The sequence below is a fragment of the Rheinheimera metallidurans genome, from assembly GCF_036983985.1.
Taxonomy (GTDB): Bacteria; Pseudomonadota; Gammaproteobacteria; order Enterobacterales; family Alteromonadaceae; genus Alishewanella; species Alishewanella metallidurans.
In genome coordinates, this window is sequence record NZ_JALAHQ010000001.1 from 990426 (window position 1) to 1015236 (window position 24811).

Below are 24811 nucleotides of genomic sequence, written 5' to 3' on the forward strand. Positions count from 1 at the left end.
GCTTTAATCTTTCAGCTTAATAATAAATAGCTTCGTTAAATTGAAGCCGTGCAATATCAGGAGTGAACATGCCATCTCGTAAACAACTCGCTAATGCAATTCGTGCTTTAAGCATGGATGCAGTGCAAAAAGCTAAATCAGGCCATCCAGGCGCCCCTATGGGTATGGCTGATATAGCCGAAGTATTATGGCGTGATTTTCTTCAGCACAATCCACAAGATCCGCAGTGGCCAAACCGTGACCGGTTTATCTTATCTAATGGTCATGGTTCCATGTTGCTATATTCGCTACTGCATTTAACCGGTTATGATTTAAGCATTGAAGATTTAAAACAGTTTCGGCAGTTACATTCAAAAACGCCTGGCCACCCAGAATATGGTTATGCGCCTGGGGTAGAAACCACTACGGGTCCTTTAGGGCAGGGCATTACCAATGCGGTGGGCATGGCGCTGGCAGAAAAAGCGTTGGCAGCACAATTTAATCAGCCTGGTTATGACATTGTTGATCATTATACTTATACCTTTTTAGGCGATGGCTGCCTAATGGAAGGCATTTCGCATGAAGCCTGTTCGTTAGCTGGTACCCTAGGTTTAGGTAAGCTAATTGCGTTTTGGGATGACAACGGCATTTCAATTGACGGTCAAGTAGAAGGTTGGTTTACCGACAATACCCCTAAACGGTTTGAAGCCTACGGCTGGCAGGTAATTAGTAATGTTGATGGCCATGACGCTGCAGCGGTTGAAGCGGCAATTAAACAAGCTAAAGCGCAAAGCGATAAGCCAACATTAATATGTTGTCGCACTGTTATTGGTTATGGCTCGCCCAATAAAGGCGGTAGTCAAGATTGTCATGGTGCACCGCTAGGTGATGCTGAAATTGCTGCTACTCGCGAATTTTTACAATGGCCATATGCCCCCTTTGAAATTCCAGCAGATATTTATGCCGACTGGGATGCCAAAGATAAGGGCGCTAAAGCACAGCAAAACTGGCAGCAATTGTTTGCCCGTTATAGCGCTGCATTTCCGGCACAAGCCGCCGAATTTAGCCGCCGTATAGCAGGTCAGTTACCTGCAAACTGGACCGAGCAATCCAATGCTTATATTGCAAAACTGCAAGCTAATCCTGCGAACATTGCCAGCCGTAAAGCATCACAAAATGCGTTAAACGCGTTTGGTCCTTTACTGCCAGAATTTATGGGTGGCTCTGCCGACTTAGCTAGTTCTAACCTGACTATATGGGATGGTAGTAAGGCGGTTACCGCGAAAGATGCCAGCGGCAACTATATTTATTACGGCGTGCGTGAATTTGGTATGTCGGCAATGATGAATGGTATTGCGTTGCATGGCGGTTTTATACCCTACGGCGCGACCTTCTTAATGTTTATGGAATACGCACGTAACGCAGTGCGCATGGCCGCGTTAATGAAGCAACGTGTCATTTTTGTGTATACGCATGATTCTATTGGTTTAGGCGAAGATGGCCCAACTCACCAACCGGTTGAACAATTAGCTGCCCTGCGCGCCACTCCTAACTTAATTAACTGGCGCCCTTGTGATCAAGTGGAATCTGCTATTGCTTGGCAAGCGGCCATTGAGCGCGCTGATGGGCCAACTACACTGATTTTCTCTAGACAGAATTTAGTGCAACAAGCACGTAACGCTGAGCAATTAGCTAACGTAAAACGTGGCGGTTATATTTTACGTGACTGTGTCGGTACGCCTGAGTTAATTATTATTGCTACTGGTTCAGAGGTCGAACTGGCGATGCAAGCGGCTACGCAGTTAACTGAGCAAGGTAAAGCGGTGCGCGTTGTGTCTATGCCATCAACTGATACCTTTGACCTGCAAGATGCCGCTTATCGCGAAGCCGTGTTGCCAGCGGCAGTAACCAAGCGTATTGCAGTAGAAGCTTGCATAGTTGATAGCTGGTACAAGTACGTAGGCTTAAACGGTAAAATTATTGGTATGACCAGTTTTGGTGAGTCGGCGCCAGCCGAGCAGTTATTTGCCTATTTTGGTATCACTACTGAAAAAGTGCTTGAAGCCGCGCAGCAATTGCTGGCGTAATAATTAACCTAATGGGATCAGTGTTGATCCCATTTTTCTATGTGGTGTTATGGCAATCAGATTAGCAATAAACGGCTTTGGCCGCATAGGGCGCAATATTTTGCGCGCTGTCTATGAAAACGGTTTGCAGCATGAACTGCAGGTGGTGGCCATTAATGAACTGGCTGATGCTAAGGGTGTGGCGCATTTATTAAAATACGACAGTTCGCACGGCCGTTTTGGTTTTACTGTTAGTTCATACGCTGGCGGCATTAGCGTAAATGACGACAAGATTGCGTTATTCTGTGAAGCTGATCCGCAAGCTCTGCCTTGGGCGGAGCTAGATGTTGATATAGTACTGGAATGTACAGGTGTGTTTCATAGTCGCGAACATGCCAGTTGGCATCTGCAAGCTGGGGCAAAAAAAGTGTTGTTTTCGCATCCAGCGGATACTGACATTGATGCCACTATTATCTATGGCATCAACCACCATAACTTAACTGCCGATATGACCGTTATTTCAGCCGGTTCTTGTACTACTAACTGCATAGTGCCGGTTATTCAGACGCTTGATCAGCATTTTGGTGTTGAAAGTGGCACCATAACCACTATTCATGCCTCGATGAATGATCAGCAAGTTATTGATGCTTATCACCCTGATTTACGTCGTACTCGAGCCGCTAGCCAGTCGATTATTCCCGTTGATACCAAGTTAGCTTTAGGCATTGAACGTATATTGCCAAAATTTGCTGGGCGCTTTGAGGCTATTGCCGTAAGGGTGCCAACCTTAAATGTTACCGCGATGGACTTAAGCGTAAGTTTGCAGCAAGACGTGAGTATTGCACAGGTGAATAAGGTATTACGCCAAGCTAAGCTTGGTGAATTAGCGGGTATTTTAGATTACACCGAAGAGCCATTAGTCTCGGTAGATTTTAACCATGATCCACATTCGTGCATTGTAGATGGTTCGCAAACCCGAGTGAGTCATAAGCGGCTAGTAAAGTGTTTAGTTTGGTGTGATAACGAATGGGGTTTTGCCAACCGCATGCTCGACACGGCTAAAGCTATGCTGCAACCGAATTTATAACAAGGAGCTAAAAATGTCTGTTATTCGCATGAGCGATTTGGATCTTAACAGCAAACGTGTCTTGATCCGTGAAGATTTAAACGTACCAATAAAAAACGGTAAAGTAACCTCAGACGCGCGTTTAAAAGCCGCAATACCCACCATTGAGTTGGCATTGCAAAAGGGCGCAAAAGTAATGGTGATGTCGCATTTAGGCCGCCCAGAAGAGGGCGTTTACGACAGCGAGTCGTCGTTGCAGCCAGTAGCGGATTATCTTGCTGCTGTGCTAACTGTGCCGGTTCGTTTAGCCAAAGATTACTTAAATGGTATAGAAGTAGCCGCGTCAGAAGTCGTTATTTTTGAAAACGTACGTTTTAATCACGGTGAAGCTAAGAATGACGACGTGCTGGCAAAACAGTTAGCCGCGTTATGTGATGTATTTGTTATGGATGCCTTTGGCACAGCACATCGCGCGCAGGCATCAACACACGGAGTGGCGAAGTTTGCGCCTATTGCTTGTGCTGGACCATTATTAGTGGCTGAATTAGATGCCTTAGCCGCTGCATTGAAAAACCCGAAACGTCCATTAGTGGCAATTGTTGGTGGTTCTAAAGTATCCACTAAGCTTACGGTGCTAGAATCCTTATCTGGCATGGTTGATCAGCTTATTGTCGGTGGCGGCATTGCCAATACCTTTATTGCGGCTAACGGTAACAATGTAGGCAAATCATTATATGAAGCCGATTTAATTCCTCAAGCCCAGCGTTTAATGGCCGCAGCTAAAGCACGCGGTGCGAATATTCCGGTACCAACTGATGTCGTAGTAGGCCAAGCCTTTAGTGAAACTACGCCGGCTAGTTTAAAAAACGTAGCGGATGTGGCCGATAGCGACATGATTTTTGATATCGGGCCAGACACCAGCGCAGAATTGGTTAAGATACTTAAATCTGCCGGTACTATTGTTTGGAATGGACCCGTCGGCGTATTTGAATTTGAGCAGTTTGCTGCCGGCACAGAAGCAATAGCCAGAGCGATTGCTGATAGTGATGCATTCTCTATTGCTGGCGGTGGTGATACCCTAGCGGCAATAGATAAATATAATATCGCGGATAATATATCCTATGTGTCTACTGGTGGCGGTGCATTTTTAGAATTTTTAGAAGGCAAAACACTGCCAGCTGTAGCTATACTGGAACAGCGCGCAAAAATATTATAATAAACTGATTATTAAAACGGCACATTAAAAAGATTAAGAGAGGATTTCATGGCCCTTATTTCACTACGTCAAATGCTGGATCACGCCGCCGAGTTCGGTTACGGCATTCCAGCTTTTAACGTAAACAACCTAGAGCAGATGCGCGCAATAATGATGGCTGCCGACAAAACTGATAGTCCTGTCATCGTTCAGGCATCGGCGGGTGCCCGTAAATATGCCGGTGCGCCGTTTTTGCGTCACTTAATTTTAGCTGCAGTGGAAGAGTTTCCGCATATTCCTGTAGTTATGCATCAAGACCATGGTACGTCGTTAGCAGTTTGTCAGCGTTCAATTCAAATGGGCTTTTCATCAGTAATGATGGATGGATCTCTAGGTGAAGACGGTAAAACACCAAAAGATTATGCCTATAATGCCAACATAACACGTAAAGTTGTTGAAATAGCGCATGCGTGTGGTGTGTCGGTTGAAGGCGAGCTAGGTTGTTTAGGCTCACTTGAAACTGGCGCAGCTGGTGAAGAGGATGGTATAGGTGCAGATTGCATTCTTAGCCATGAGCAAATGTTAACTGATCCAGAAGAAGCGGCGCAGTTTGTGCGTGAAACGCAAGTTGATGCCTTGGCTATTGCTTGCGGTACATCACACGGCGCTTATAAATTTAGTCGGCCGCCAACCGACGATATTTTGGCGATAGACCGAATTAAAGCTATTCATGAACGTATTCCAGATACCCATTTGGTTATGCATGGTTCATCATCGGTACCGCAGGAGTGGTTAAAGATCATTAATGAAAATGGTGGTCAAATTCCTGAAACCTATGGTGTACCTGTAGAGCAAATCCAACAAGGGATTAAATATGGCGTACGTAAAGTAAATATTGACACCGATTTACGTTTAGCTTCAACTGGTGCTATTCGCCGTTATTTAACAGAACATCCCGCTGAATTTGATCCGCGTAAATATTTACAAGCATCAGTTAAAGCGATGATGGAAATCTGTGTAGCGCGTTACGAAGCGTTTAACGCTGCAGGGCACGGTAGCAAAATAAAACCGATTTCGTTAGATGATATGGTGGCTTTGTATTCAGCAGGAAAGTTAACGCCGAATATAAAATAAACTAAAAATTTAATGAATTTTAAGAAATTAATTTTCATTGCTTTAAAAGTAGAAAAACTGGGTAATAAACCATATAAAAAGCCGCATAAAATCAGCTCTACAGACGTCTTTGTTGTCTTGACAAGGGCGTTTTTACCTGTAATGATGCGGACGGTTTACCCTCTAACCGAGGGCCTTTTCTGTCTGTAAGAACAGCATGGCCCTTACAACTTCAGGTTACGTTAATCAGCAATAATTGGTTGGGAACTATGTTTAACAATAAAATTCGCAAGAGTCTTGTTGCAACAGCTCTGGCTGGCGCTTTCGCTTTATCAGCGAACGTTCTAGCAACAGATTTAAAAGCTTTGCATCAAGAAGGTAATCAGATTCAACGCGCAGCAGTTCAGTCTCAAGAAAAAATTAATAACATTTATGAGCAGTCGCAAGAGCTGTTAGGTGAGTACCGTCAGGTTGTTGACCAGACTGAAAACTTAAAAGTATATAACGACTTCTTAGCAACTTTAGTTGCCGATCAGAAGCGTCAGATAGACTCAGTTCAGCGCCAAATTGAAGGTTTAGAAGATACTCGCAAGGGTACTGTACCTTTAATGTTCCGTATGATTGATGCGTTAGAGCAGTTTGTTAAAGCTGACATTCCTTTACGTACAGACCGTCGTTTAGAGCGTGTTGAGCGTTTACGTGAGCTTATGGGACGTTCAGACGTTCAACTTTCAGAGCAATATCGTCAAATTTTAGAAGCTTATAGCATTGAAGTGGCTTACGGTTCAGAACTAGCAGCATTCCAAGGTACGTTGCCACTTAACGGCCAGGAAACTACAGTAGATTATGTTCATGTTGGTCGTCTGTCTTTAATGGCGTTATCGCTAGATGGAAAGTCAGGCTGGGTGTGGGACAAAGAGACCTCAAACTGGGACGAATTGCCAGGTTCATACCTGACATCTGTAGCTCAGTTTATCAAGATGGCACGTCGTGAAGCCACGCTTGAAATGGATCGCGTACCACTTATCGCAGCGGAGTAAGAACACATGAAACTAGTATTCAAATCAATGTTAATCGCTGCCGCTGTGACTTTGTCAGCTGGTATCGCTTTTAACGCGACTGCTGACACTGGCAAGCTAGATCAGCTTTTAGAACAATTAAAGAAAGAGCGTACTGTTGAAGGCCGTGTTAACCAAGATCGCGAAAAAGCATTCTTGGCTGATCGCGCTGCACAACAGTCATTATTAAACACAGCGAAAAAGCAATTTTCTGATGAAGAAGGTCGCGGTAAGCGTTTACAAAAAGAATATGCTGATAACGATATTCTTATTGGCCAGAAGCAACAAGAATTAGAAAGCGCTTTAGGTACAATGGGTGAGTTGTTTGGTGTTGTACGCCAATCTGCTAACCAATCGATCGGTACTATTACTGGCTCTCTTGTAAGTGCTCAGTATCCTGGTCGTGATGTACCACTGCGAAGCGTAGCGTCAGCTACTGAATTACCTACGTTAAGCCAGATGGAAGATTTATGGATGGCTTTATTAACTGAAATGACAGAATCAGGCAAAATTGCTGATTTTGACGCTGAAGTAGTAAAGTTAGACGGTGGTGTTGAAACTAAACGTGTTACACGTTTTGGTACATTCCACTTAACCACTGCGACTGAATATTTAATTCTGAATTCATCTACTGACCAAATTCAACCTTTGGGTCGTGAACCACAGTCAAAAATTCATGATTCAGTTGCCGCATTCCATAATGCTAAAAAAGGTGAGATCACTGGTTTATACCTAGATCCAACCAAAGGCAATAGCTTATTACGTTTAAACCAACAGCGTTCAACGTTGATGGAATATTACCACGCAGGCGGTACGGTTGGTTATATCATCACAGTGGTATTCTTTTTCGGTTTATTAATTGCATTAGAGCGTATTATTGTACTGACGGTTGTTGGTGGCAAAATTCGTGCACAGTTGAAAAACTTAGGTAACCCGTCACCTCAGAATCCACTAGGTCGTATCCTGCGTGTTTACAATGAAAACAAAACGTCTGATACCGAAAACTTAGAGTTGAAATTAGATGAAGCCATTTTACGTGAAACACCAAAGGTTGACCGTGGTATTGGTTTAATCAAGTTAATCTCTGCTGTTGCTCCGTTACTAGGTTTATTAGGTACGGTTATCGGTATGATCTTAACGTTCCAGCAAATTACTTTGTACGGAACAGGCGATCCTAAACTGATGGCTGGCTCAATCTCTTTAGCGTTGGTAACAACTGCTCAGGGCCTAGTTGCAGCAATTCCATTACTGTTCGTGCACTCTCTTGTTTCAGCAAAAGCTCGTACTATTCTGCATATTTTAGATGAACAAGCTGCTGGTATTATTGCTGCGCACGCGGAGAAGGAGAAAGCCTAATGATGCTCCAGCTAGTAGGGCTGTGGGAATCTGTTCAGGATTTTATCCATACTGGTGGCAACGTATTATACGTTGTCGCCTTGGTACTCTTCGTCATGTGGGTATTGATGATAGAGCGGTTCTGGTTTCTTAAAGCCGAATATCCAAAGTTAAAAAAGGATATTGTGGCTCGCTGGGATGCCAGAGCAGATACCACATCATGGTATGCGCATAAGATCCGTGAGCGCTGGATTTCCGAGGCTTCAGAAAAATTAGAACAGCGTATGCTGATTATAAAAACCTTGGTTGCACTGTGTCCATTGGTTGGATTATTAGGAACGGTTACTGGGATGATTGCGGTGTTTGATATTATGGCAACGCAAGGTACGGGTAACCCAAGAACCATGGCAACGGGTATCTCAATGGCAACTATTCCAACGATGTCAGGATTAGTAGCTGCGATATCAGGTGTATTTTTCAGTGCGCGGTTAGACTTAACGGTTAAACGGGAAAAAGCCAGTTTAGCCGATAGTTTACCGCATCATTAAAGAGAGTGTTTTATGGCCCGCAAACCTATACGCGAAGCTGAACAGGCGGAGATTGATATCACGCCGATGATGGATATAGTATTCATCATGTTAATTTTCTTCATTGTAACCACGTCTTTCGTGAAGGAAGCTGGTATCGATGTAAATAAACCAGAAGCTGCTCAGGCTCAGAAAAAACCAAGTGCGACTATCTTTATTGCGATCCGTGCAAACGGTGAAATATGGATGGATAAGCGCCCAGTTGATGTTGAGCGTGTTTCAGCAAACATCGAACGGTTAAGAGCAGAATCACCAACTGATACCATTATCATTCAAGCTGATAAAGAAGCTAAACATGGTGTGGTAATGGAAGTTATGGATCAGATTAAAACTGCAGATCCGTCGCTGGTGATTAGCGTAGCTGGGGAGACTAAGTAATTATGGTACGTTTCCTGTCATCGTTAATAATCGGTGCGGTGGTAACGTTTCTGTTGTTCTTAATGATGGCCACTTTGCTTAAGTCAAGTGGCGATCGTAAAGTCGCTGAGCAAGAGCGTATTGTTATAGAAATTAACACTACGCCACCTGAATCAGAAACACAGACCCGGCGGCCACCACCGCCACCACCGCCACCACCACCGGCTCAGCCGCCAAAAGCGCCTCAGCCACAACCGGATACGGCCAACGCTGCTGGTGCTATAGGCTTTAATATGCCTGGTTTGAACTTAGGTTCTTCATCAGGTGGTTTAGGTGATCCATCGAGTATGATGCGCGATGGTGACGCTACGCCAATAGTACGTATTGAACCGCGTTATCCCGTTCAAGCAGCACGTGATGGTTTACAAGGCTGGGTAAAACTTCGTTTTAGCATTATGGAAGATGGTAGTGTTGATGAAGTTGAGGTTATCGAAGCTGAACCACGTCGAGTGTTTGACCGTGAAGCTATCCGTGCCTTACGGCGCTGGAAATACAGTCCGAAAGTGGTTGATGGTAAAACAATGAAGCAAACTGGACAGCAAGTTCAGTTAGATTTCACCTTAGATATGGCCGGAGGTTAAGATGATTAAGCTTAAAAAACTTACCTCAGCATTGGTTGTTTGTGTAGCGCTTAGCGTAACCGCAACGTCTGTTATGGCTGCTGTGCAACCTAACATGGCTAAGGTAGAAGAGCGTAAAGCGCGTAAAACCCAAATAGTGGGCGAACGTGTTGGTAAAACGCTAGTTAAAGCGTTTGATTTGTATAACGAAGAAAAACTTGACGAAGCACTTGCCGTGTTGCTTGACGCAAAATCTAGTAATGAATTTGATACCGCTACCTTAAATCGCTTTTTGGGTAACCTTTACGCGACTAAAGATGAAAAACAGGCAATTAAGTATTTAACAATGGCAGTTAAGCCTGACTTGTTAACTTTTGCTGACCAAGCGTCATCGATGAAATTACTTGCTGATATGTTGCTACAAGATAAGCAGTATCAAAAGGCAGTAAAAGCATATGAAGACTGGATTATGTTCACTGGTGAGCAAAACTCAGAAGTTTATATGCGAATTGCTAATGCTTATTACCTTATGAATCAGCACGACAAGGTGTTAGCGCCAGCAGATGATGCAATTCGCTTTGCTACTAAGCAAATTGAAGGGCCTTATCAGTTGAAAATGGCGGCACTTTATGAGCTTAAGCGCTATAAAGATCTTATTGCCGTCGTTGAAACTATGGTGCAGTTATTTCCAGAAAATAAGCAGTTCTGGGTTTACTTAGGTAACTTTTATACGTTAACTGAAGAGTACGGTAAGTCTTTGTCTACTCTGCAGTTAGCTTATAGCCAAGGTTACTTAGAGAAAGACTCTGAAATACGTATGTTAGCGCAAATGTATGCTAATAATAGTATTCCTTATAAAGCTGCTAGCATAATGGAAAAGCATATCAAGAGTGGGTTAGTTAAGAAGGACAAAGCTAATTTAACTTTTGTGGCTTCAAATTATCTTGGTGCTCGTGAGTTTTTAAAAGCAGCGGAATACTATGGTGAAGTTGCGAAGTTAACGAACGAGGCTGACGCTTACCGTCGCCAAGGCTCTGCTTACTTATCTATTCAGCGTTATAATGATGCGATAGTTGCGTTTGACAAAGCCTTGTCAATGAATGTTGATAAGCAGTCTAATGTTTATATGAGCTTGGTAGATGCTTATTTCTATCAGAAGAAATATAAAGAAGCCTATGCTGCTTTAATGAATGCGAAGAAAGATCCTGCTATGGCACGTCAGGTGCGTAGTTGGGAATCGTATATCAAAGATAAAGCAAAACAAAAAGGCGTAAGCCTTTAATAAAAAACCCCACGATTGTGGGGTTTTTTTTAGCTTGATTTTTAGCTAAGGCTTAAGTTAAACCTAGCCTTCTGTTTCAGTATTACGCAAGTCGTGCAACCGATATTTATCAATTAGAGCATAGAGCGTAGGCCGTGTAATGCCTAATGAGTCTGCCGTTTTTGATAGGTTGCCAGACGCCAGTGTATAGGCTTGACGTATCGCTTTAGTTTCTGCCAACTCACGAACTTTGCGCAAGGTATCAATTTTAATATCACGCATCGATAAACCAAGATCTTCTGGCGTAATGTATTTGCTATCAGCCAAAATGACCGCCGATTTTAACTTGTTCTGTAATTCACGAATATTGCCTGGCCAGGCGTGCTGTAACATGGCTTGCATAGCCGATTCGGTAAAACCTTGTACGTGGGTATTAAACTCTTGGTTAAACTTACCTAACAGCGCCTTAGCGATAATGATAATGTCATTACCTCGTTGGCGTAGTGGCGGAATTAGCAGAGTAATTTCACTTACTCGGTAATATAAATCTTCACGAAAGGTTTGTGCAGCAACCATTTCAGCTAAGTTGCGATGGGTAGCACAAATAACCCTAACATCGACTTCTAATTCCTGACGCCCACCGACGCGTTCAATAACGCGCTCTTGCAAAAAGCGTAGCATTTTAGCTTGTAGACTTAATGGCATATCACCAATTTCATCAAGTAGTAAGGTACCACCATTTGCACATTCTATTTTACCAAGCGTGGTTTTATTGGCTCCAGTAAAAGCGCCTTTTTCGTAGCCAAATAACTCACTTTCTAGCAAATTTTCTGGAATTGACGCACAGTTAATCGCAACAAAGGGTTTACCTGCCCTTGGGCTTTGCCGATGAATTGAGCGAGCAAACACTTCTTTACCGGTTCCGCTTTCGCCCAGTAGTAGCGTAGTAATTTCGGTTGGGGCAATTTTTTCTACAGTACGGCACGCTTTTAAAATGCTGTCACTATTACCAATGATGTCGTTATTGCTTGGTGCGGCACTTTTTAATGCGCGATTTTCGGTTTCTAACTCGCTTATTTTAAACGCTCTGGCCAAGATGATATTTAGCACGTCGGCATCTAAAGGTTTTTGATAGTAGTCGTAAGCGCCCAAAGCGATGGCTTTAAGTGCATGCTCATTATCGGCGTTGCCGGTAATAACAATAATTTTGCAGCTAGGTTGAATGGTTAAAATATCGTTTAAACAAGCTAAACCTTCGCTTGCGTTAGCAGGGTCTGGTGGAAGACCGAGATCAAGAGTAACGACATTGGGTTCATAACGGCGTAATTGGGTTAAAGCTGATGCTCTGTCGTGGGCAAATACTAGCTCGTAATCTGATAGGCTCCATTTTAATTGTTTTTGGATGCCAATATCATCTTCTATGACTAATATAGTCTTCATTTAACGATCCTTGTTATTTTATCTTTAGTAAGCCAATTAAATAGCCTTCGAAAGAGAACGTCTTTCCTATACTAACTTGGTAAACCAGAGCTTATATATTACATCATTTTAAAAGCCTAGCCCATTGCAGCTTAATTTACTTGAGATTGAAACAGAATTAGCTACAAATTTGATTTGTAATAGTAACTGAAATTAATAGAAATAACTGCAGCGCTACCGAGTTTAGTGTTTAAGAATAGTGATATTGTATATCGAAAAATAGTGAGAGGTTTTATGTTAAAACAATGTTTATATAGTGTTTTTATTTGAAGCAAAAAGCCGCTGATAATGGCGGCTTGTTTGAGCAGTAACTGATTATACTTTGCCGCGTTTGATAATTTCTTGTGCCATTAAATCTGCAACCTGACTGGTTGGTTTGTTTTCTGCATCTGCGCGTTGAAATAGATTTAATAAAGTATCATAAATAGCCATAACTTTTTGCGTTGATTCTTCTGCAGAGTAACCTTCTGGGCGCATTTCAGATGCCACGTTGATAATACCTCCAGCGTTAATAACGTAATCTGGTGTGTACAAAATGCCTTTTTGACGCAGTACTTCGCCATGTCTGGCTTCTTTTAACTGGTTGTTGGCACAACCGGCGACAACACGAACTTTTAACTGTGGAATAGTATCGTCGTTTAATGTTGCACCTAGTGCACAAGGAGCATAGATATCGGCATCTACAGCGTAGATAGCATCTAAATCAACAGCCGTGGCGCCAAACTGGGTTACCGCGCGTTGTACCGCATCTTGGTTAATATCAGTAACGATTAACTTAGCACCTTCTTTATGTAGGTGTTCACATAAGTAAAAACCTACGCTGCCTAAGCCTTGTACTGCAACGGTTTTACCGTTTAAGTTATCTGAACCAAACTGGTGTTTAGCAGCAGCTTTAATACCACGGTAAGTGCCAAGTGCCGTAAAAGGTGCAGGGTTGCCGCTTTGACCTTCTAAACCGGCAACATAAGGTGTTTCTTTATTAACAATCATAATGTCGCTAGTCGTAATGTTAACGTCTTCAGCGCTGTAATAGGTGCCAGATAAACGATGCACCATGCGACCAAACGCACGGAATAGGGCTTCAGATTTAATTTTCTTAGCATCACCTAAAATTACCGCTTTGCCGCCGCCTAAAGGCAAACCAGCCATTGCATTTTTATAGGTCATACCGCGTGATAAGCGCAGAACGTCGTTTAATGCTGCTTCGTCTGATACGTAATCCCATAAACGGCAGCCACCAACCGCTGGACCAAGTGCTGTGCTATGAACCGCAATTATCGCTTTTAAGCCGGTTTCAGCGTCAGAGCAAAATACAACTTGTTCATGATTATCAAATTCAGAATGGTTAAATAATGCCACGAATAATTTCTCCGTTTAATTAGCTGCCACAAGAATGAGGGCAGGTTAGTCACCTAATAATTACCACATAATCAGCGGTAGTTTTGTGTCGCGAAATGTAGCATTTCGACATCATTTAAACCAGAAATAGATAGAAATATAATCTGGTCATTCCAGTGGATTGTCGACAATTTGTCGCAACACTTGATTGTCAGCTCTGAGTCCAATAAAGTAGCTAAAAACTTTAAATAGGAAGAAAGTAAATGAGTGAGCAGCTAACACCTGAACAAATTGAACAGGCCGAACAAGAAAGAGCGCAATGGGTTAGAGCTCAGTTTCAAAAAGCCAATGAGTACTTGGCAAGTAAAGGTATTATACCCGATAACGTTGCGGTGACGGAAAGCCGCTATTTACCGCCTTATTTTTCTGTTTGGAAATTAAACACCAAAGATAAACAGTCATATTGGGTAGTCAGTGGCGATTTACCGACCGATCATATGGCTTATGCTGCGGCGGTTAGTCCTCGTGAAGCGGTGCGTGCGTTTTCATTACGTTGGCAATTAAAGGCACAACAAATCATCGATGCTGGTATTCATGATAAAACGCAACAGGATTTTGCTAATCTGCTGATTAATCGTGCGCACAGTTTGTATGATATGTTTAATCAAGATAATTTATGGCAAGAAGAATTAGCCAGTTAAGTGTAATTATTAATTTACGGAAAATAAAAAACCGCCTTAAAGGCGGTTTTTTATGCTCAAAATGCAGCTCGCTAATTAGCTACGCTTATTCGCTAAAATACCAGTAACCTTGATTAATCAAACTGGTAATTAGCATTACGCGTTCATTAGACTGATTAAAATGTAGGTTCTGCGCTGATGCCAGCTCGGTATGATCGCAGAGCAACTGTGCAGTGCTTAGCTCGTTGCTCGGTAGAGTAATTTGCTCACCATTAATAAACAGTAGAATATCGCTGCTGTTATTGGCTTGATAATAGCAACAACGTAAACCGCCAGTGCGGCTTAGCACAGAACCTTCCTCTATATATTCACTAATTTCGTCCGCAGAATAATGCGGATCTGGTTCATTTAAATCCAGTTCGTGTTTAGCTCGGGTAATTAGATTACCAAACCAACTTGGCAACATAGCTTTGTCATTGACCAGCTGTTGCAGTAGTTGTTGTACTTGATTGAGATCAGCATCAGATATTGCACCAACAGACGTCGCTTGCGCGCGGTTGGTATCACTAAACCGACTACCTGTTACATCATGGTCAATTAAATGATCAACCAACCCGGTGAGCAAGTCTTTTTGTGCCGGTGCGCGAAAGCCAACCGAGTAGTTGAGGCTGTTTTCTATACTAATACCGTCATGTGGACAGCCAGGTGGGATATATAAAATATCGCCAGGTTCAGTAATAACATCGATACAGGCGATAAAAGGGCTGACTTGCAGCAGACGAGGGTGCGGACAAAGCTGCTGTAAATTTTTATCTGGCATGCCAACGCGCCAGTGACGTTTACCTTCGCCCTGAATAATAAATACGTCATATTGATCTAAATGTGGGCCGACACCGCCGCCTGGCGCTGAGAAGCTGATCATCAAATCATCAATACGCCAGTTGGGTATGAAACGAAACGGATCTAATAATTTAGCAGCTTCTGGATGCCAATGATCAACGGCTTGCACTAATAAAGTCCAGTGTTTGTCGCCAAAAGTAGAAAAGTCTTCAAACGGGCCAGTGTGCATATCCCATTGTTTATCAACGCAACTAACAATACGTGATTCAATTTCTTCTTCCATCGCCAAACCGGCTAACTCATCGGCTGTTAATGGATCAACAAACTGTTTAAAGCCACCTTTTATTAACAGTGGCTTTTTTTGCCAATATTCATTAAGAAAATCGGCAATGCTTAGTTCACCTAACTGTAATTGATACATGATGCTTTCCTAAGAACAAGGCGCTGAATACAGCGCCTTGTTTAAACTCGTATTATGATAATGTACTGGTAATATCTATTGCGGCGCCAATATAGTTAGCGGGTGTCAGCTGTTTAAGCTGCGTTTTAACGTCGTCTGGCAGCTCCAGTTTATCAATAAATATATGCAAATCAGCTTGCGTAATACGCTTACCACGGGTTAACTCTTTTAACTTTTCATATGGCTGTTCGATGGCATATTTACGCATTACTGTTTGCACTGGCTCCGCCAGTAATTCCCAGTTTGCATCTAGTTCAGCGCGTAGGTTAGCTTCGTTAACTTCGAGTTTGCTAATGCCTTTAAGCGTGGCTTGGTAAGCAATTAATGTGTAACCAAAGCCAACACCTAGATTACGCAATACAGTAGAGTCAGTTAGGTCGCGCTGCCAACGTGATACTGGTAACTTAGCAGATAAATGATTAAACAGCGCGTTAGCAATACCCAGATTGCCTTCAGAGTTTTCAAAGTCTATAGGGTTAACTTTATGCGGCATGGTAGATGAGCCAATTTCGCCAGCAATAGTGCGTTGCTTAAAGTGACCAAGGGCAATGTAGCCCCAAACATCACGATCGAAATCGAGTAAAATAGTATTAAACCGAGCAACCGCGTCAAACAACTCGGCAATATAATCATGTGGCTCAATTTGCGTAGTAAACGCATTCCAGCTTAGGCCTAAGCTAGTAACAAATTGTTCAGAGATCTGATGCCAGTTAAGATCTGGATAGGCAGATAAGTGCGCATTATAGTTACCGACAGCACCGTTGAATTTACCTAAAATTTCAACGTTAGCTATTTGTTCGCGTTGGCGTTTTAAGCGCATATACACGTTAGCCATCTCTTTACCTAACGTAGTAGGTGAAGCAGGTTGGCCATGTGTTCTAGCCATCATAGGCACAGTTTTATGCTGGTTTGCTAATTGCTTAATGGCATCCAGTAGCGCATCGCATTGTGGCAATAAAACCTCAGCTCTTGCTGCGTTTAGCATTAAGCCATGCGACAAGTTGTTAATGTCTTCAGAGGTACAGGCAAAGTGGATAAATTCACTTATTGCGGCAAGTTCGGCATTGCCGGTCACTTTCTCTTTTAGTAGATATTCTACCGCTTTAACATCGTGGTTTGTGGTACGTTCAATTTCTTTAACACGCTCAGCATCGCTTAAACTAAAATTGTCGACAATATCATTTAAAACCCGATTAGCTTCTGCCGATAGCGCTGGCACTTCTTTAATGCTAGTAACTGCTGCGAGCTGCTGTAACCAACGCACTTCTACCATCACACGGTATTTTATTAAGCCAAACTCACTGAAATAATTACGTAAATCAGTAGTTTTGCTGCCATAACGCCCGTCAACGGGAGAAATAGCGGTAAGGGCATTCAGTTGCATACAGGCTCCTATAAGCTTGATAAAGGCAGCTGTGCAAGCATCAATTTTGCTTGTGCCACCAGCTTGCGACGTTTAAAAATAAAGTTAAGACGGCTGCCACCCGCTTGGCGCCATAATACGGCTGAGCGAATAGCGGTTAACAACAATGCACGTACTTTATGTTGTACCCGTGGTTGTTTCAGTAATTCTGGTTGGCCATATATTTGAATTTTTCCGCCTAAGCTACTAATACAACTAGAATAGGTATCGGCCAAGCTAGCTAAGATAGTGTCATCAGTAATACTAAAATGTTGTAATTGGCGTTCTAAATGTTGCAGCTTGTCGCCGAGCTTTTTTAAGTTAGCTGGGCTTTTATTTAAACGCCGTTCTAGAGCTAAAACACCAACAAGATAACGAGTAAGCTCGACATCTTTTTGTGGTTTATCACCTAGCTGGTCAATAATAATTTGTAAACCGGTTTGTAAGTTAGCTGCGTTATTACCATAAATTAGCAGCGGCTCATCGGCGTTAAGCACTGCAACACTGCTTAGCATCACGCTTAGTGCGGCTTTATCTTGCTCTGAACTGGGTTCGGTGCTGCGCGCAGTTTGTTGAACTAGTTTTAGCGCTTGGCAAAGGCCGGCTAGGGCAATAATTTGAGTTGATAAGGAAAATTGCATACTAGTTCAGCGCCACATCAATAATACCGCCACCCAAACATACATCAGCTGAGTAAAATACGGCTGACTGGCCTGGCGTTACTGCTTTTTGCGGGGTGTCGAATAGCACCTCTACTGTGCCATTACTGTTTGGCGTTAATAAGCAGGGGATATCGGTTTGCCGATAACGCGTTTTTACCGTGCAGCGCAGAGCTTGTTGTGGCCCTTTACGGTCGGTCCAGTGTAACTGGCTGGCGACTAAACCATTAGACAACAAGCTTGGGTGGTCATGGCCTTGTGCGACAATTAACTGGTTAGTCTCGAGGTTTTTATCTACTACATACCAAGGTTCGTCGCCGCCATCGCGCATGCCACCAATACCTAAGCCTTTGCGTTGACCAAGTGTATGGTACATTAAGCCTTCGTGCCGGCCGATAACGTCACCCTCTATCGACACAATATCACCAGGCTGAGCAGGTAAATACTGCTGAAGAAAATCTTTAAATTTACGCTCACCAATAAAACAAATACCGGTGCTGTCTTTTTTGTCGTGGGTAATTAAATCTTGTTGTTCAGCAATCGCACGCACTGCAGGTTTTTCTAGTTCACCTACAGGAAATAATGTTTGCGCAACATGCTCTTCGCCAATGGTATAAAGAAAATAGCTTTGATCTTTATTATTATCTATGCCACGTAATAGTTGCCAATGACCGTCTAGGTAACGGCGGCGTACGTAATGCCCAGTAGCAATATAATCAGCACCTAAGGCCTCTGCGGCAAATTCAAGAAAGGCTTTAAATTTAATTTCTTTATTACACATAATATCGGGATTGGGTGTGCGCCCAGCTTTATATTCGGCAAGAAAATACTCAAATACGTTATCCCAGTACTCGGCAGCAAAGTTTACTTTATGTAAAACAATACCCAATTTATCGCATACCGCCTGCGCATCACGCATATCTTCAGCCGCAGCGCAATATTCGTCGTTGTCGTCTTCTTCCCAGTTTTTCATAAACAGGCCTTCAACCTGATAGCCTTGTTGTATTAACAGATAAGCTGAAACTGATGAGTCGACGCCGCCGGACATACCGACGATGACTTTTTTACTACTATTTTCTGCGCTATTCGCTGAGCGATTGTCTAGCATGATACCTGCTCTGTTGAAGACCGAAAAATTAAAGCGCGGATTATACATTAAATTTGTGCTCAGCGCATGTTATCGCGTTGGCTGAATTAGCATTAAAGGTAAGCGCGTGCCATCAATGTAGGATTGTATTGCATCGCTAACCAGACGACTGCGTAATGGCAATGCAGCTTGTAATAATTGTTCTGCGCTAAACCAATGTAAAGCGAGAATGTCGGCGTCTTGGGGCTGGTAGTATTTAGGCAAGTTGGTTGGTTCAAAAATAAAGTTTAACCGCACATAGCGGTGGCCATTTGCTGCTTGTAATTGCGAAATACCAAGCCAAGCTGACGGCTCAAGCTCTAAGCCCGTTTCCTCATATAGCTCGCGCTTTACCGCTTGCAGTAGATCTTCATCTTGCTCAACGTGTCCTGCTGGCTGATTAAGCACTAACTTGCCTGTTTGTTTATCAATTTCTTCGACTAATAAAAACTTACCTTGAAACTGAACAATGGCGGCAACGGTAAGATGTAACTGCTCTCTACTCATATATTGCGGTTGCTCCTTGGCATAGCGTTGTTGCTATGCTTATAAATTGTTTTGCCATAAAAGGCGATGTTATTACGAGTTATAAGGCGAATTAGGTTAGTGACTGTGGTTTTAATTACGCTAAAAACGCCGCAGCTTTGTACAGCAAACCGCCTATTTTATTGAATGTCATGCTGTTATACTACGGCCGCTTTGCAACAAATGCGTTTAAAACATCAACATCGCCCGGATGAAGGTGCGAACTGGCTAATAAAATCCAGCTGATCGCAAACACATTACAGGAACTAACATGTCAAAAGAAATTGCAAAAATTATTTACACTGAAACCGACGAAGCGCCAGCGCTGGCGACGTACTCTTTTTTACCTATTGTACAGGCATTTACAGTTGCAGCAGGTATTGCGGTAGAAACTCGCGATATTTCTCTGTCTGGTCGCATTATTGCCAACTTTTCCGATTTTTTACAGCCAGAACAGCGTATTGCTGATGCTTTGGCTGAACTTGGTGAGCTGGCCAACCAGCCTGATGCAAATATCATTAAGCTACCTAATATTAGTGCGTCAATTCCGCAGTTAAAAGCAGCAATTAAAGAGTTACAACAGCAAGGTTATGCTTTACCTGAATACCCTGCTGAGCCAAAAACGGACCAAGAGCGTGATGTTAGATCTCGCTATGACAAAATTAAAGGCAGTGCCGTAAACCCGGTCTTGCGTGAAGGCAACTCAGACCGCCGCGCACCAGCTTCAGTTAAACAGTACGCCAAGAAAAATCCACACAGTATGGGTGCTTGGGCAGCAGATTCTAAATCACACGTTGCACATATGACGCAAGGTGATTTTTACGGTAGTGAGAAATCAACTACGTTTGCTACTGCTGATGCATTAAAAATTCAACATGTTGCCAAAGACGGCACCGTATCAGTATTAAAAGAAAAAGTAGCGGTGTTAGCGGGCGAGGTTATTGATGCCGCGACCATGAGTAAAAAAGCACTATGCGCGTTTTATAAACAAGAAATTGCCGCAGCAAAGCAGCAAGACATTCTATTATCACTGCATTTAAAAGCCACCATGATGAAGGTGTCGGATCCGATTATGTTTGGTTATGCGGTGGTCGAGTTCTTTAAACCGGTATTTGATAAGTACGCTGCACTATTCGCAGAGCTGGGTGTTGATGTTAATAACGGCGCCGGTGATGTGTTTGCTAAGATAGCGAGTTTACCTCAAGCCAAACAAGATGAAATTTTGGCTGAAATTAAAGCCTGCTACGCGGCGCAGCCTGCATTGGCAATGGTTAATTCTGATAAGGGAATAACCAATTTACATGTGCCAAGTGACGTGATTATTGATGCCTCAATGCCGGCAATGATTAGAAGTTCTGGCAAAATGTGGGGTGCCGATGGCAAGTTAAAAGACACAATAGCGATGATCCCAGACCGTTGCTACGCTGGTGTTTATCAAGAAACTATTGATTTTTGTAAAAAGAATGGTGCTTTTGATCCGAAAACAATGGGTTCAGTGCCTAACGTTGGCTTAATGGCGCAAAAAGCGGAAGAATACGGCTCACATGATAAAACGTTTGAAATTGCTGCAGATGGCAAGGTTCAAGCAGTTAATACTAAAGGTGATGTGGTATTTGAGCATAATGTCGAGCAGGGCGATATTTGGCGTATGTGCCAAGTAAAAGATGCGCCGATTCGTGATTGGGTAAAGCTAGCGGTTAATCGTGCTCGTTTAAGTAACACACCGGCTATTTTTTGGTTAGATAGCGCTCGTGCACACGATGCGCAAATCATTACCAAGGTTCAAACGTATTTAAAAGACCATGATACTAGTGGCTTAGATATTCAGATCCTATCACCAGTAGAAGCAACTCGCTTATCGTTACAGCGCATTAAGCAAGGTTTAGATACCATTTCGGTAACTGGCAACGTACTGCGTGATTACTTAACAGACTTATTCCCAATTTTAGAGTTGGGTACTAGCGCCAAGATGTTATCGGTTGTGCCTTTGATGAACGGCGGTGGTTTGTTTGAAACCGGTGCTGGTGGTTCTGCGCCTAAGCACGTCGAGCAGTTTATCGAAGAAGATTATTTACGTTGGGACTCGCTAGGTGAGTTTTTAGCCCTAGCGGCATCGTTAGAACATTTAAGCCAAGTAACGGGTAATAAAAAAGCTAAAGTTATGGCGGATGCATTAGATGCAGCAACGGCAAAATTTTTAGATAATGATAAGTCGCCACGACGCAAGCTAGGTGAGCTCGACAACCGAGGTAGCCACTTTTATTTAGCCATGTACTGGGCAGAAGCATTAGCTGCGCAAAGTACAGATACAGAGCTACAGGCGCGTTTTGCTAAATTAGCAACGAACTTGCAGCAGCACGAAGCAACCATCATTGCCGAGTTAAATGGTGCACAAGGTAAAGTGGTCGATATTGGTGGTTATTATCGACCAAACCCAGAACTAGTGGCTAAAGCAATGCGGCCAAGTAAAACGTTTAATCAAGCATTAGCTAACATCTAAGGTTAGTAAACTCAAAAAGTAAAAGCAGGCGTAATGCCTGCTTTTTTATGCCGTTGCCATATCGTTACTTTTATAACACTACGCTTAGTTAAACGTTATGCGAACATTTTACTCTGTCAGATCATCGGGCAGTTTAATATTCACAGCGTGTAAGCCTTTAGGGCCCTCAGACAAGTCGAACTTGACATCTTGTCCGGCTTTTAGCGTGCGATAGCCATCCATACTAATGGTTGAATAATGAGCAAAGATGTCTTCGTCACGGCCGTCTTCACGAATAAATCCAAAACCTTTAGCATTATTGAACCATTTTACTTTACCGGTAGCCATACCACTTACTTCCTTCTCTAAGTTAGCTAAACTCTGTATTCTAGTTCTGAACGCGGAAATGTTGTTGCGCCCAACAACTAATGTAGATAATTTGAGCATACAGTCAAGTTATTTGCAAAAACAAACCAAATATTAACTAATAATTAACGTAAAGCTCCTTTGATGGATCACACAGGCATGGCTATAGTTTATGAGTGGCAATAAAAACAGTAATGAACAACATGGCGGCTTAGAAGAGTTAACACGACAGCGTGTTGCGCCACCACCAATGTATAAAGTACTTTTACATAATGACGATTACACTCCGATGGATTTTGTTATTGATATTTTAAGTCGATTTTTTAATATGCAATTCGAACAAGCAACTGAAGTAATGTTAAAAGTACATTACGAAGGCAAGGGGGAATGTGGTGTATTTACTGCAGAAATTGCAGAAACAAAAGTGCAGCAGGTGATGCAGTATGCCAAAGAGCATCAGCACCCGTTGTTATGTACTATGGAACGCGCATAAGGTAAGCCTTTGCATGATTCTGGTGTCGTTACTCAGGTGGATTAGGAGTTGTATATGTTGAATAAAGATCTTGAGTTAACTCTGAATTTAGCTTTCAGGTTTGCACGCGAACGCCGGCATGAATATATGACGGTAGAACATTTATTGTTAGCTTTGTTAGATAACCCCGCAGCAGGTGAAGCGCTGCGTTCATGTGGTGCTAATATCGACAAGCTACGTCAAGAGCTGTCTAGTTTTATTGACTCAACCACGCCGGTGCTTCCAGATGGGGAGTTAGAGCGCGATACCCAACCTACACTCGGTTTTCAGCGCGTTTTACAGCGCGCGGTATTTCATGTGCAATCGTCGGGAAAAGCGGAAGTAACTGGGGCTAATGTGCTAGTGGCAATATTTAGCGAACAAGAATCCCAAGCGGTATACCTGCTGAAAAAAACCGACATCACTCGACTTGATGTGGTTAATTTTATCTCGCATGGTGTTACTAAAACAGAAAAGTTAGAACAGCATGACGAACAAGCACAGGAAGAGAGCGGTGAAGCCGTTGCGGACGATAGTAAATATTTAGAAAACTTCACCACTAACCTAAACATACAAGCTAAAAATGGCCATATTGACCCGTTAATTGGTCGCGAACAAGAAGTGGAACGTGCCATCCAAGTATTGTGTCGTAGAAAGAAAAACAACCCGTTACTGGTTGGCGAAGCGGGGGTGGGTAAAACCGCTATTGCTGAAGGTTTGGCATACCGTATTGTGCATAATGAGGTACCAGAGGTTATTGCTAACGCGACTATTTATTCACTAGATATGGGCTCGTTATTGGCAGGTACTAAATACCGTGGAGATTTTGAAAAGCGCTTAAAATCTTTATTAAAAGAGTTAGAGCGTGAGAAAGACTCTATTTTATTTATCGACGAAATACACACCATTATTGGAGCCGGTGCGGCTTCAGGTGGCGTGATGGATGCTAGTAATTTAATTAAACCCTTGTTATCAAGCGGCCGTTTACGTTGCATGGGTTCAACTACCTATCAAGAGTTTAAGAGTGTGTTTGAAAAAGACACCGCATTGGCACGTCGGTTTCAAAAAATTGATGTTACAGAGCCTAGCGTGGAAGATACCACGCGTATTTTGCTAGGTTTAAAAGAGCGTTATGAGCAGCATCATAATGTGCGGTACACACAAAAAGCACTGCGGGCAGCGGCTGAATTATCAGCTAAATACATTAATGAACGTTTTTTGCCTGATAAAGCTATTGATGTTATTGATGAAGCTGGTGCTAGCCAACGCTTATTGCCGGCATCTAAACGACGCAAAGTTATTAATGTGCCGGAAATTGAGCATGTTGTTGCCAAGATGGCGCGTATTCCTGAGAAGTCGGTATCGGCATCTGATAAGGATGTGTTAGCTAACCTAGACCGTAACCTAAAACTAGTGGTATTTGGCCAAGACGAGCCAATAGAGGTGCTTACCGCGGCTATTCGCTTATCACGTTCAGGTCTTGGTAACGAAGAAAAGCCAATAGGTAACTTTTTATTTGCTGGCCCAACCGGCGTAGGTAAAACTGAGGTAACCAAGCAACTGGCTAAAGTTATGGGGGTTGAGTTACTGCGCTTTGATATGTCGGAGTACATGGAGCGCCATGCCATTAGCCGACTTATTGGTGCGCCACCAGGTTATGTTGGTTTTGAGCAGGGCGGCTTGTTAACCGATGCTGTGTCTAAGCATCCATACTCAGTGGTATTACTTGATGAAATTGAAAAAGCGCACAGCGATATATACAACATATTGCTGCAAGTAATGGATCACGGTACGTTAACTGATAATAACGGGCGAAAAATTGATTTTCGTAATGTGGTATTAGTTATGACGACCAACGCGGGTGTACAGGAAACTGTACGTAAATCGATTGGTTTTCAGCAACAAGATCACAGCCATGATGCGTTAGCGGAAATTAATCGCACTTTTAGCCCTGAATTTCGTAACCGTTTAGACGGTATTATTTGGTTTAAACATTTATCGATAGATATTATTTTGCAAATTGTCGATAAGTTTATCTGCGATTTACAAGTGCAGCTGGATAAAAAGCAAGTGTCGTTAGAAATCAGCGCCAGTGCAAGGCAGTGGTTAGCGGATAAGGGATACGATCGGGCGATGGGTGCTAGACCTATGGCGAGGGTTATTCAAGAGCAGCTGAAAAAAGCCTTGGCCAATGAAATTCTATTTGGTCGGTTAATGCATGGTGGCGAAGTAAGAATTGATCTTGTTGAAGATAAATTAAGCTTTGATTATCAAACCGCGGATGAGGCCGCTTTAGCCGAGTAATAGCG

Annotated in this window: 22 protein-coding genes; 14 read left to right on the forward strand and 8 right to left on the reverse strand. The window is 42.8% G+C overall.

All coding sequences use genetic code 11. The features are described 5' to 3' along the window. Positions 1-68: 68 nt before the first annotated feature. The 10 genes from tkt to MN199_RS04720 all read left to right on the forward strand — a co-directional run bounded on the left by tkt (position 69) and on the right by MN199_RS04720 (position 10658). On the forward strand, positions 69-2066 hold the full coding sequence (gene tkt / locus MN199_RS04675) for a transketolase (RefSeq protein ID WP_335738579.1): 1998 nt from the start codon (positions 69-71) through the stop codon (positions 2064-2066). Positions 2067-2115: 49 nt separating this feature from the next. After that, entirely contained in the window at positions 2116-3132 is a 1017-nt protein-coding gene (epd, locus tag MN199_RS04680) for an erythrose-4-phosphate dehydrogenase (protein WP_335738580.1), read from the forward strand. Between the two features lie 13 nt (positions 3133-3145). Continuing rightward, positions 3146-4327 carry a phosphoglycerate kinase gene (locus tag MN199_RS04685; protein ID WP_132582857.1) on the forward strand — a complete coding sequence of 394 codons (1182 nt, stop codon included), beginning with the start codon at positions 3146-3148 and terminating at the stop codon, positions 4325-4327. Between the two features lie 48 nt (positions 4328-4375). Further along, positions 4376-5440, forward strand: a complete 1065-nt coding sequence (gene fba / locus MN199_RS04690) for a class II fructose-bisphosphate aldolase (protein WP_132582859.1) — start codon at positions 4376-4378, stop codon at positions 5438-5440. Between the two features lie 248 nt (positions 5441-5688). Next, positions 5689-6459: a DUF3450 domain-containing protein gene (locus MN199_RS04695; protein WP_335738581.1), complete on the forward strand. Its 771-nt coding sequence runs from the start codon at positions 5689-5691 to the stop codon at positions 6457-6459. A gap of 6 nt (positions 6460-6465) precedes the next feature. Further along, entirely contained in the window at positions 6466-7833 is a 1368-nt protein-coding gene (locus MN199_RS04700) for a MotA/TolQ/ExbB proton channel family protein (RefSeq protein ID WP_335738582.1), read from the forward strand. Then, positions 7833-8360, forward strand: a complete 528-nt coding sequence (locus tag MN199_RS04705) for a MotA/TolQ/ExbB proton channel family protein (RefSeq protein WP_243695570.1) — start codon at positions 7833-7835, stop codon at positions 8358-8360. Before MN199_RS04700 ends, MN199_RS04705 begins: the two co-directional genes overlap by 1 nt. 12 nt (positions 8361-8372) lie before the next feature. After that, positions 8373-8777, forward strand: a complete 405-nt coding sequence (locus tag MN199_RS04710) for an ExbD/TolR family protein (protein ID WP_132582865.1) — start codon at positions 8373-8375, stop codon at positions 8775-8777. A gap of 2 nt (positions 8778-8779) precedes the next feature. After that, positions 8780-9397: an energy transducer TonB gene (locus tag MN199_RS04715; RefSeq protein ID WP_132582867.1), complete on the forward strand. Its 618-nt coding sequence runs from the start codon at positions 8780-8782 to the stop codon at positions 9395-9397. Position 9398: 1 nt separating this feature from the next. Further along, on the forward strand, positions 9399-10658 hold the full coding sequence (locus MN199_RS04720; RefSeq protein ID WP_335738583.1) for a tetratricopeptide repeat protein: 1260 nt from the start codon (positions 9399-9401) through the stop codon (positions 10656-10658). Between the two features lie 63 nt (positions 10659-10721). Here the strand turns inward: MN199_RS04720 and prsR are convergent, their stop codons facing one another. Both prsR and MN199_RS04730 read right to left on the reverse strand, forming a co-directional pair. After that, positions 10722-12077: a PEP-CTERM-box response regulator transcription factor gene (prsR, locus tag MN199_RS04725; protein ID WP_335738584.1), complete on the reverse strand. Its 1356-nt coding sequence runs from the start codon at positions 12075-12077 to the stop codon at positions 10722-10724. A 354-nt stretch (positions 12078-12431) separates the two neighbouring features. After that, positions 12432-13475: a Leu/Phe/Val dehydrogenase gene (locus tag MN199_RS04730; protein ID WP_132582873.1), complete on the reverse strand. Its 1044-nt coding sequence runs from the start codon at positions 13473-13475 to the stop codon at positions 12432-12434. 242 nt (positions 13476-13717) lie between these two features. Between MN199_RS04730 and MN199_RS04735 the strand changes: the two genes are divergently transcribed. Next, positions 13718-14155 (forward strand): DUF4826 family protein, encoded by a 438-nt coding sequence (locus MN199_RS04735; RefSeq protein ID WP_132582875.1) that lies wholly within the window; start codon positions 13718-13720, stop codon positions 14153-14155. Between the two features lie 85 nt (positions 14156-14240). Here MN199_RS04735 and MN199_RS04740 read toward each other — a convergent pair whose 3' ends face one another. The 5 genes from MN199_RS04740 to MN199_RS04760 form a co-directional block, all read right to left on the reverse strand. After that, on the reverse strand, positions 14241-15395 hold the full coding sequence (locus MN199_RS04740; protein WP_132582877.1) for a ribosomal protein uL16 3-hydroxylase: 1155 nt from the start codon (positions 15393-15395) through the stop codon (positions 14241-14243). Positions 15396-15447: 52 nt separating this feature from the next. Beyond that, entirely contained in the window at positions 15448-16818 is a 1371-nt protein-coding gene (gene purB, locus MN199_RS04745; protein ID WP_132582879.1) for an adenylosuccinate lyase, read from the reverse strand. An 8-nt stretch (positions 16819-16826) separates the two neighbouring features. Next, positions 16827-17477, reverse strand: coding sequence for a high frequency lysogenization protein HflD (hflD, locus tag MN199_RS04750; protein ID WP_132582881.1), 651 nt, complete (start codon positions 17475-17477; stop codon positions 16827-16829). 1 nt (position 17478) lies between these two features. Then, the gene (mnmA, locus tag MN199_RS04755) at positions 17479-18603 is read right to left on the reverse strand and encodes a tRNA 2-thiouridine(34) synthase MnmA (RefSeq protein WP_335738585.1); all 1125 of its coding nucleotides are present in this window, start codon (positions 18601-18603) and stop codon (positions 17479-17481) included. Between the two features lie 69 nt (positions 18604-18672). Next, positions 18673-19128 carry an NUDIX domain-containing protein gene (locus MN199_RS04760; protein ID WP_132582885.1) on the reverse strand — a complete coding sequence of 152 codons (456 nt, stop codon included), beginning with the start codon at positions 19126-19128 and terminating at the stop codon, positions 18673-18675. Between the two features lie 289 nt (positions 19129-19417). Here MN199_RS04760 and MN199_RS04765 point away from each other — a divergent pair, with 289 nt between their 5' ends. After that, positions 19418-21646, forward strand: a complete 2229-nt coding sequence (locus MN199_RS04765; protein WP_335738586.1) for an NADP-dependent isocitrate dehydrogenase — start codon at positions 19418-19420, stop codon at positions 21644-21646. Positions 21647-21754: 108 nt separating this feature from the next. Here MN199_RS04765 and cspD read toward each other — a convergent pair whose 3' ends face one another. Then, entirely contained in the window at positions 21755-21973 is a 219-nt protein-coding gene (gene cspD, locus MN199_RS04770) for a cold shock domain-containing protein CspD (RefSeq protein ID WP_132582889.1), read from the reverse strand. A gap of 190 nt (positions 21974-22163) precedes the next feature. Here cspD and clpS point away from each other — a divergent pair, with 190 nt between their 5' ends. Then, positions 22164-22484: an ATP-dependent Clp protease adapter ClpS gene (gene clpS, locus MN199_RS04775; protein WP_132582891.1), complete on the forward strand. Its 321-nt coding sequence runs from the start codon at positions 22164-22166 to the stop codon at positions 22482-22484. A 54-nt stretch (positions 22485-22538) separates the two neighbouring features. After that, the gene (gene clpA, locus MN199_RS04780; protein WP_132582893.1) at positions 22539-24806 is read left to right on the forward strand and encodes an ATP-dependent Clp protease ATP-binding subunit ClpA; all 2268 of its coding nucleotides are present in this window, start codon (positions 22539-22541) and stop codon (positions 24804-24806) included. Positions 24807-24811: the final 5 nt, after the last annotated feature.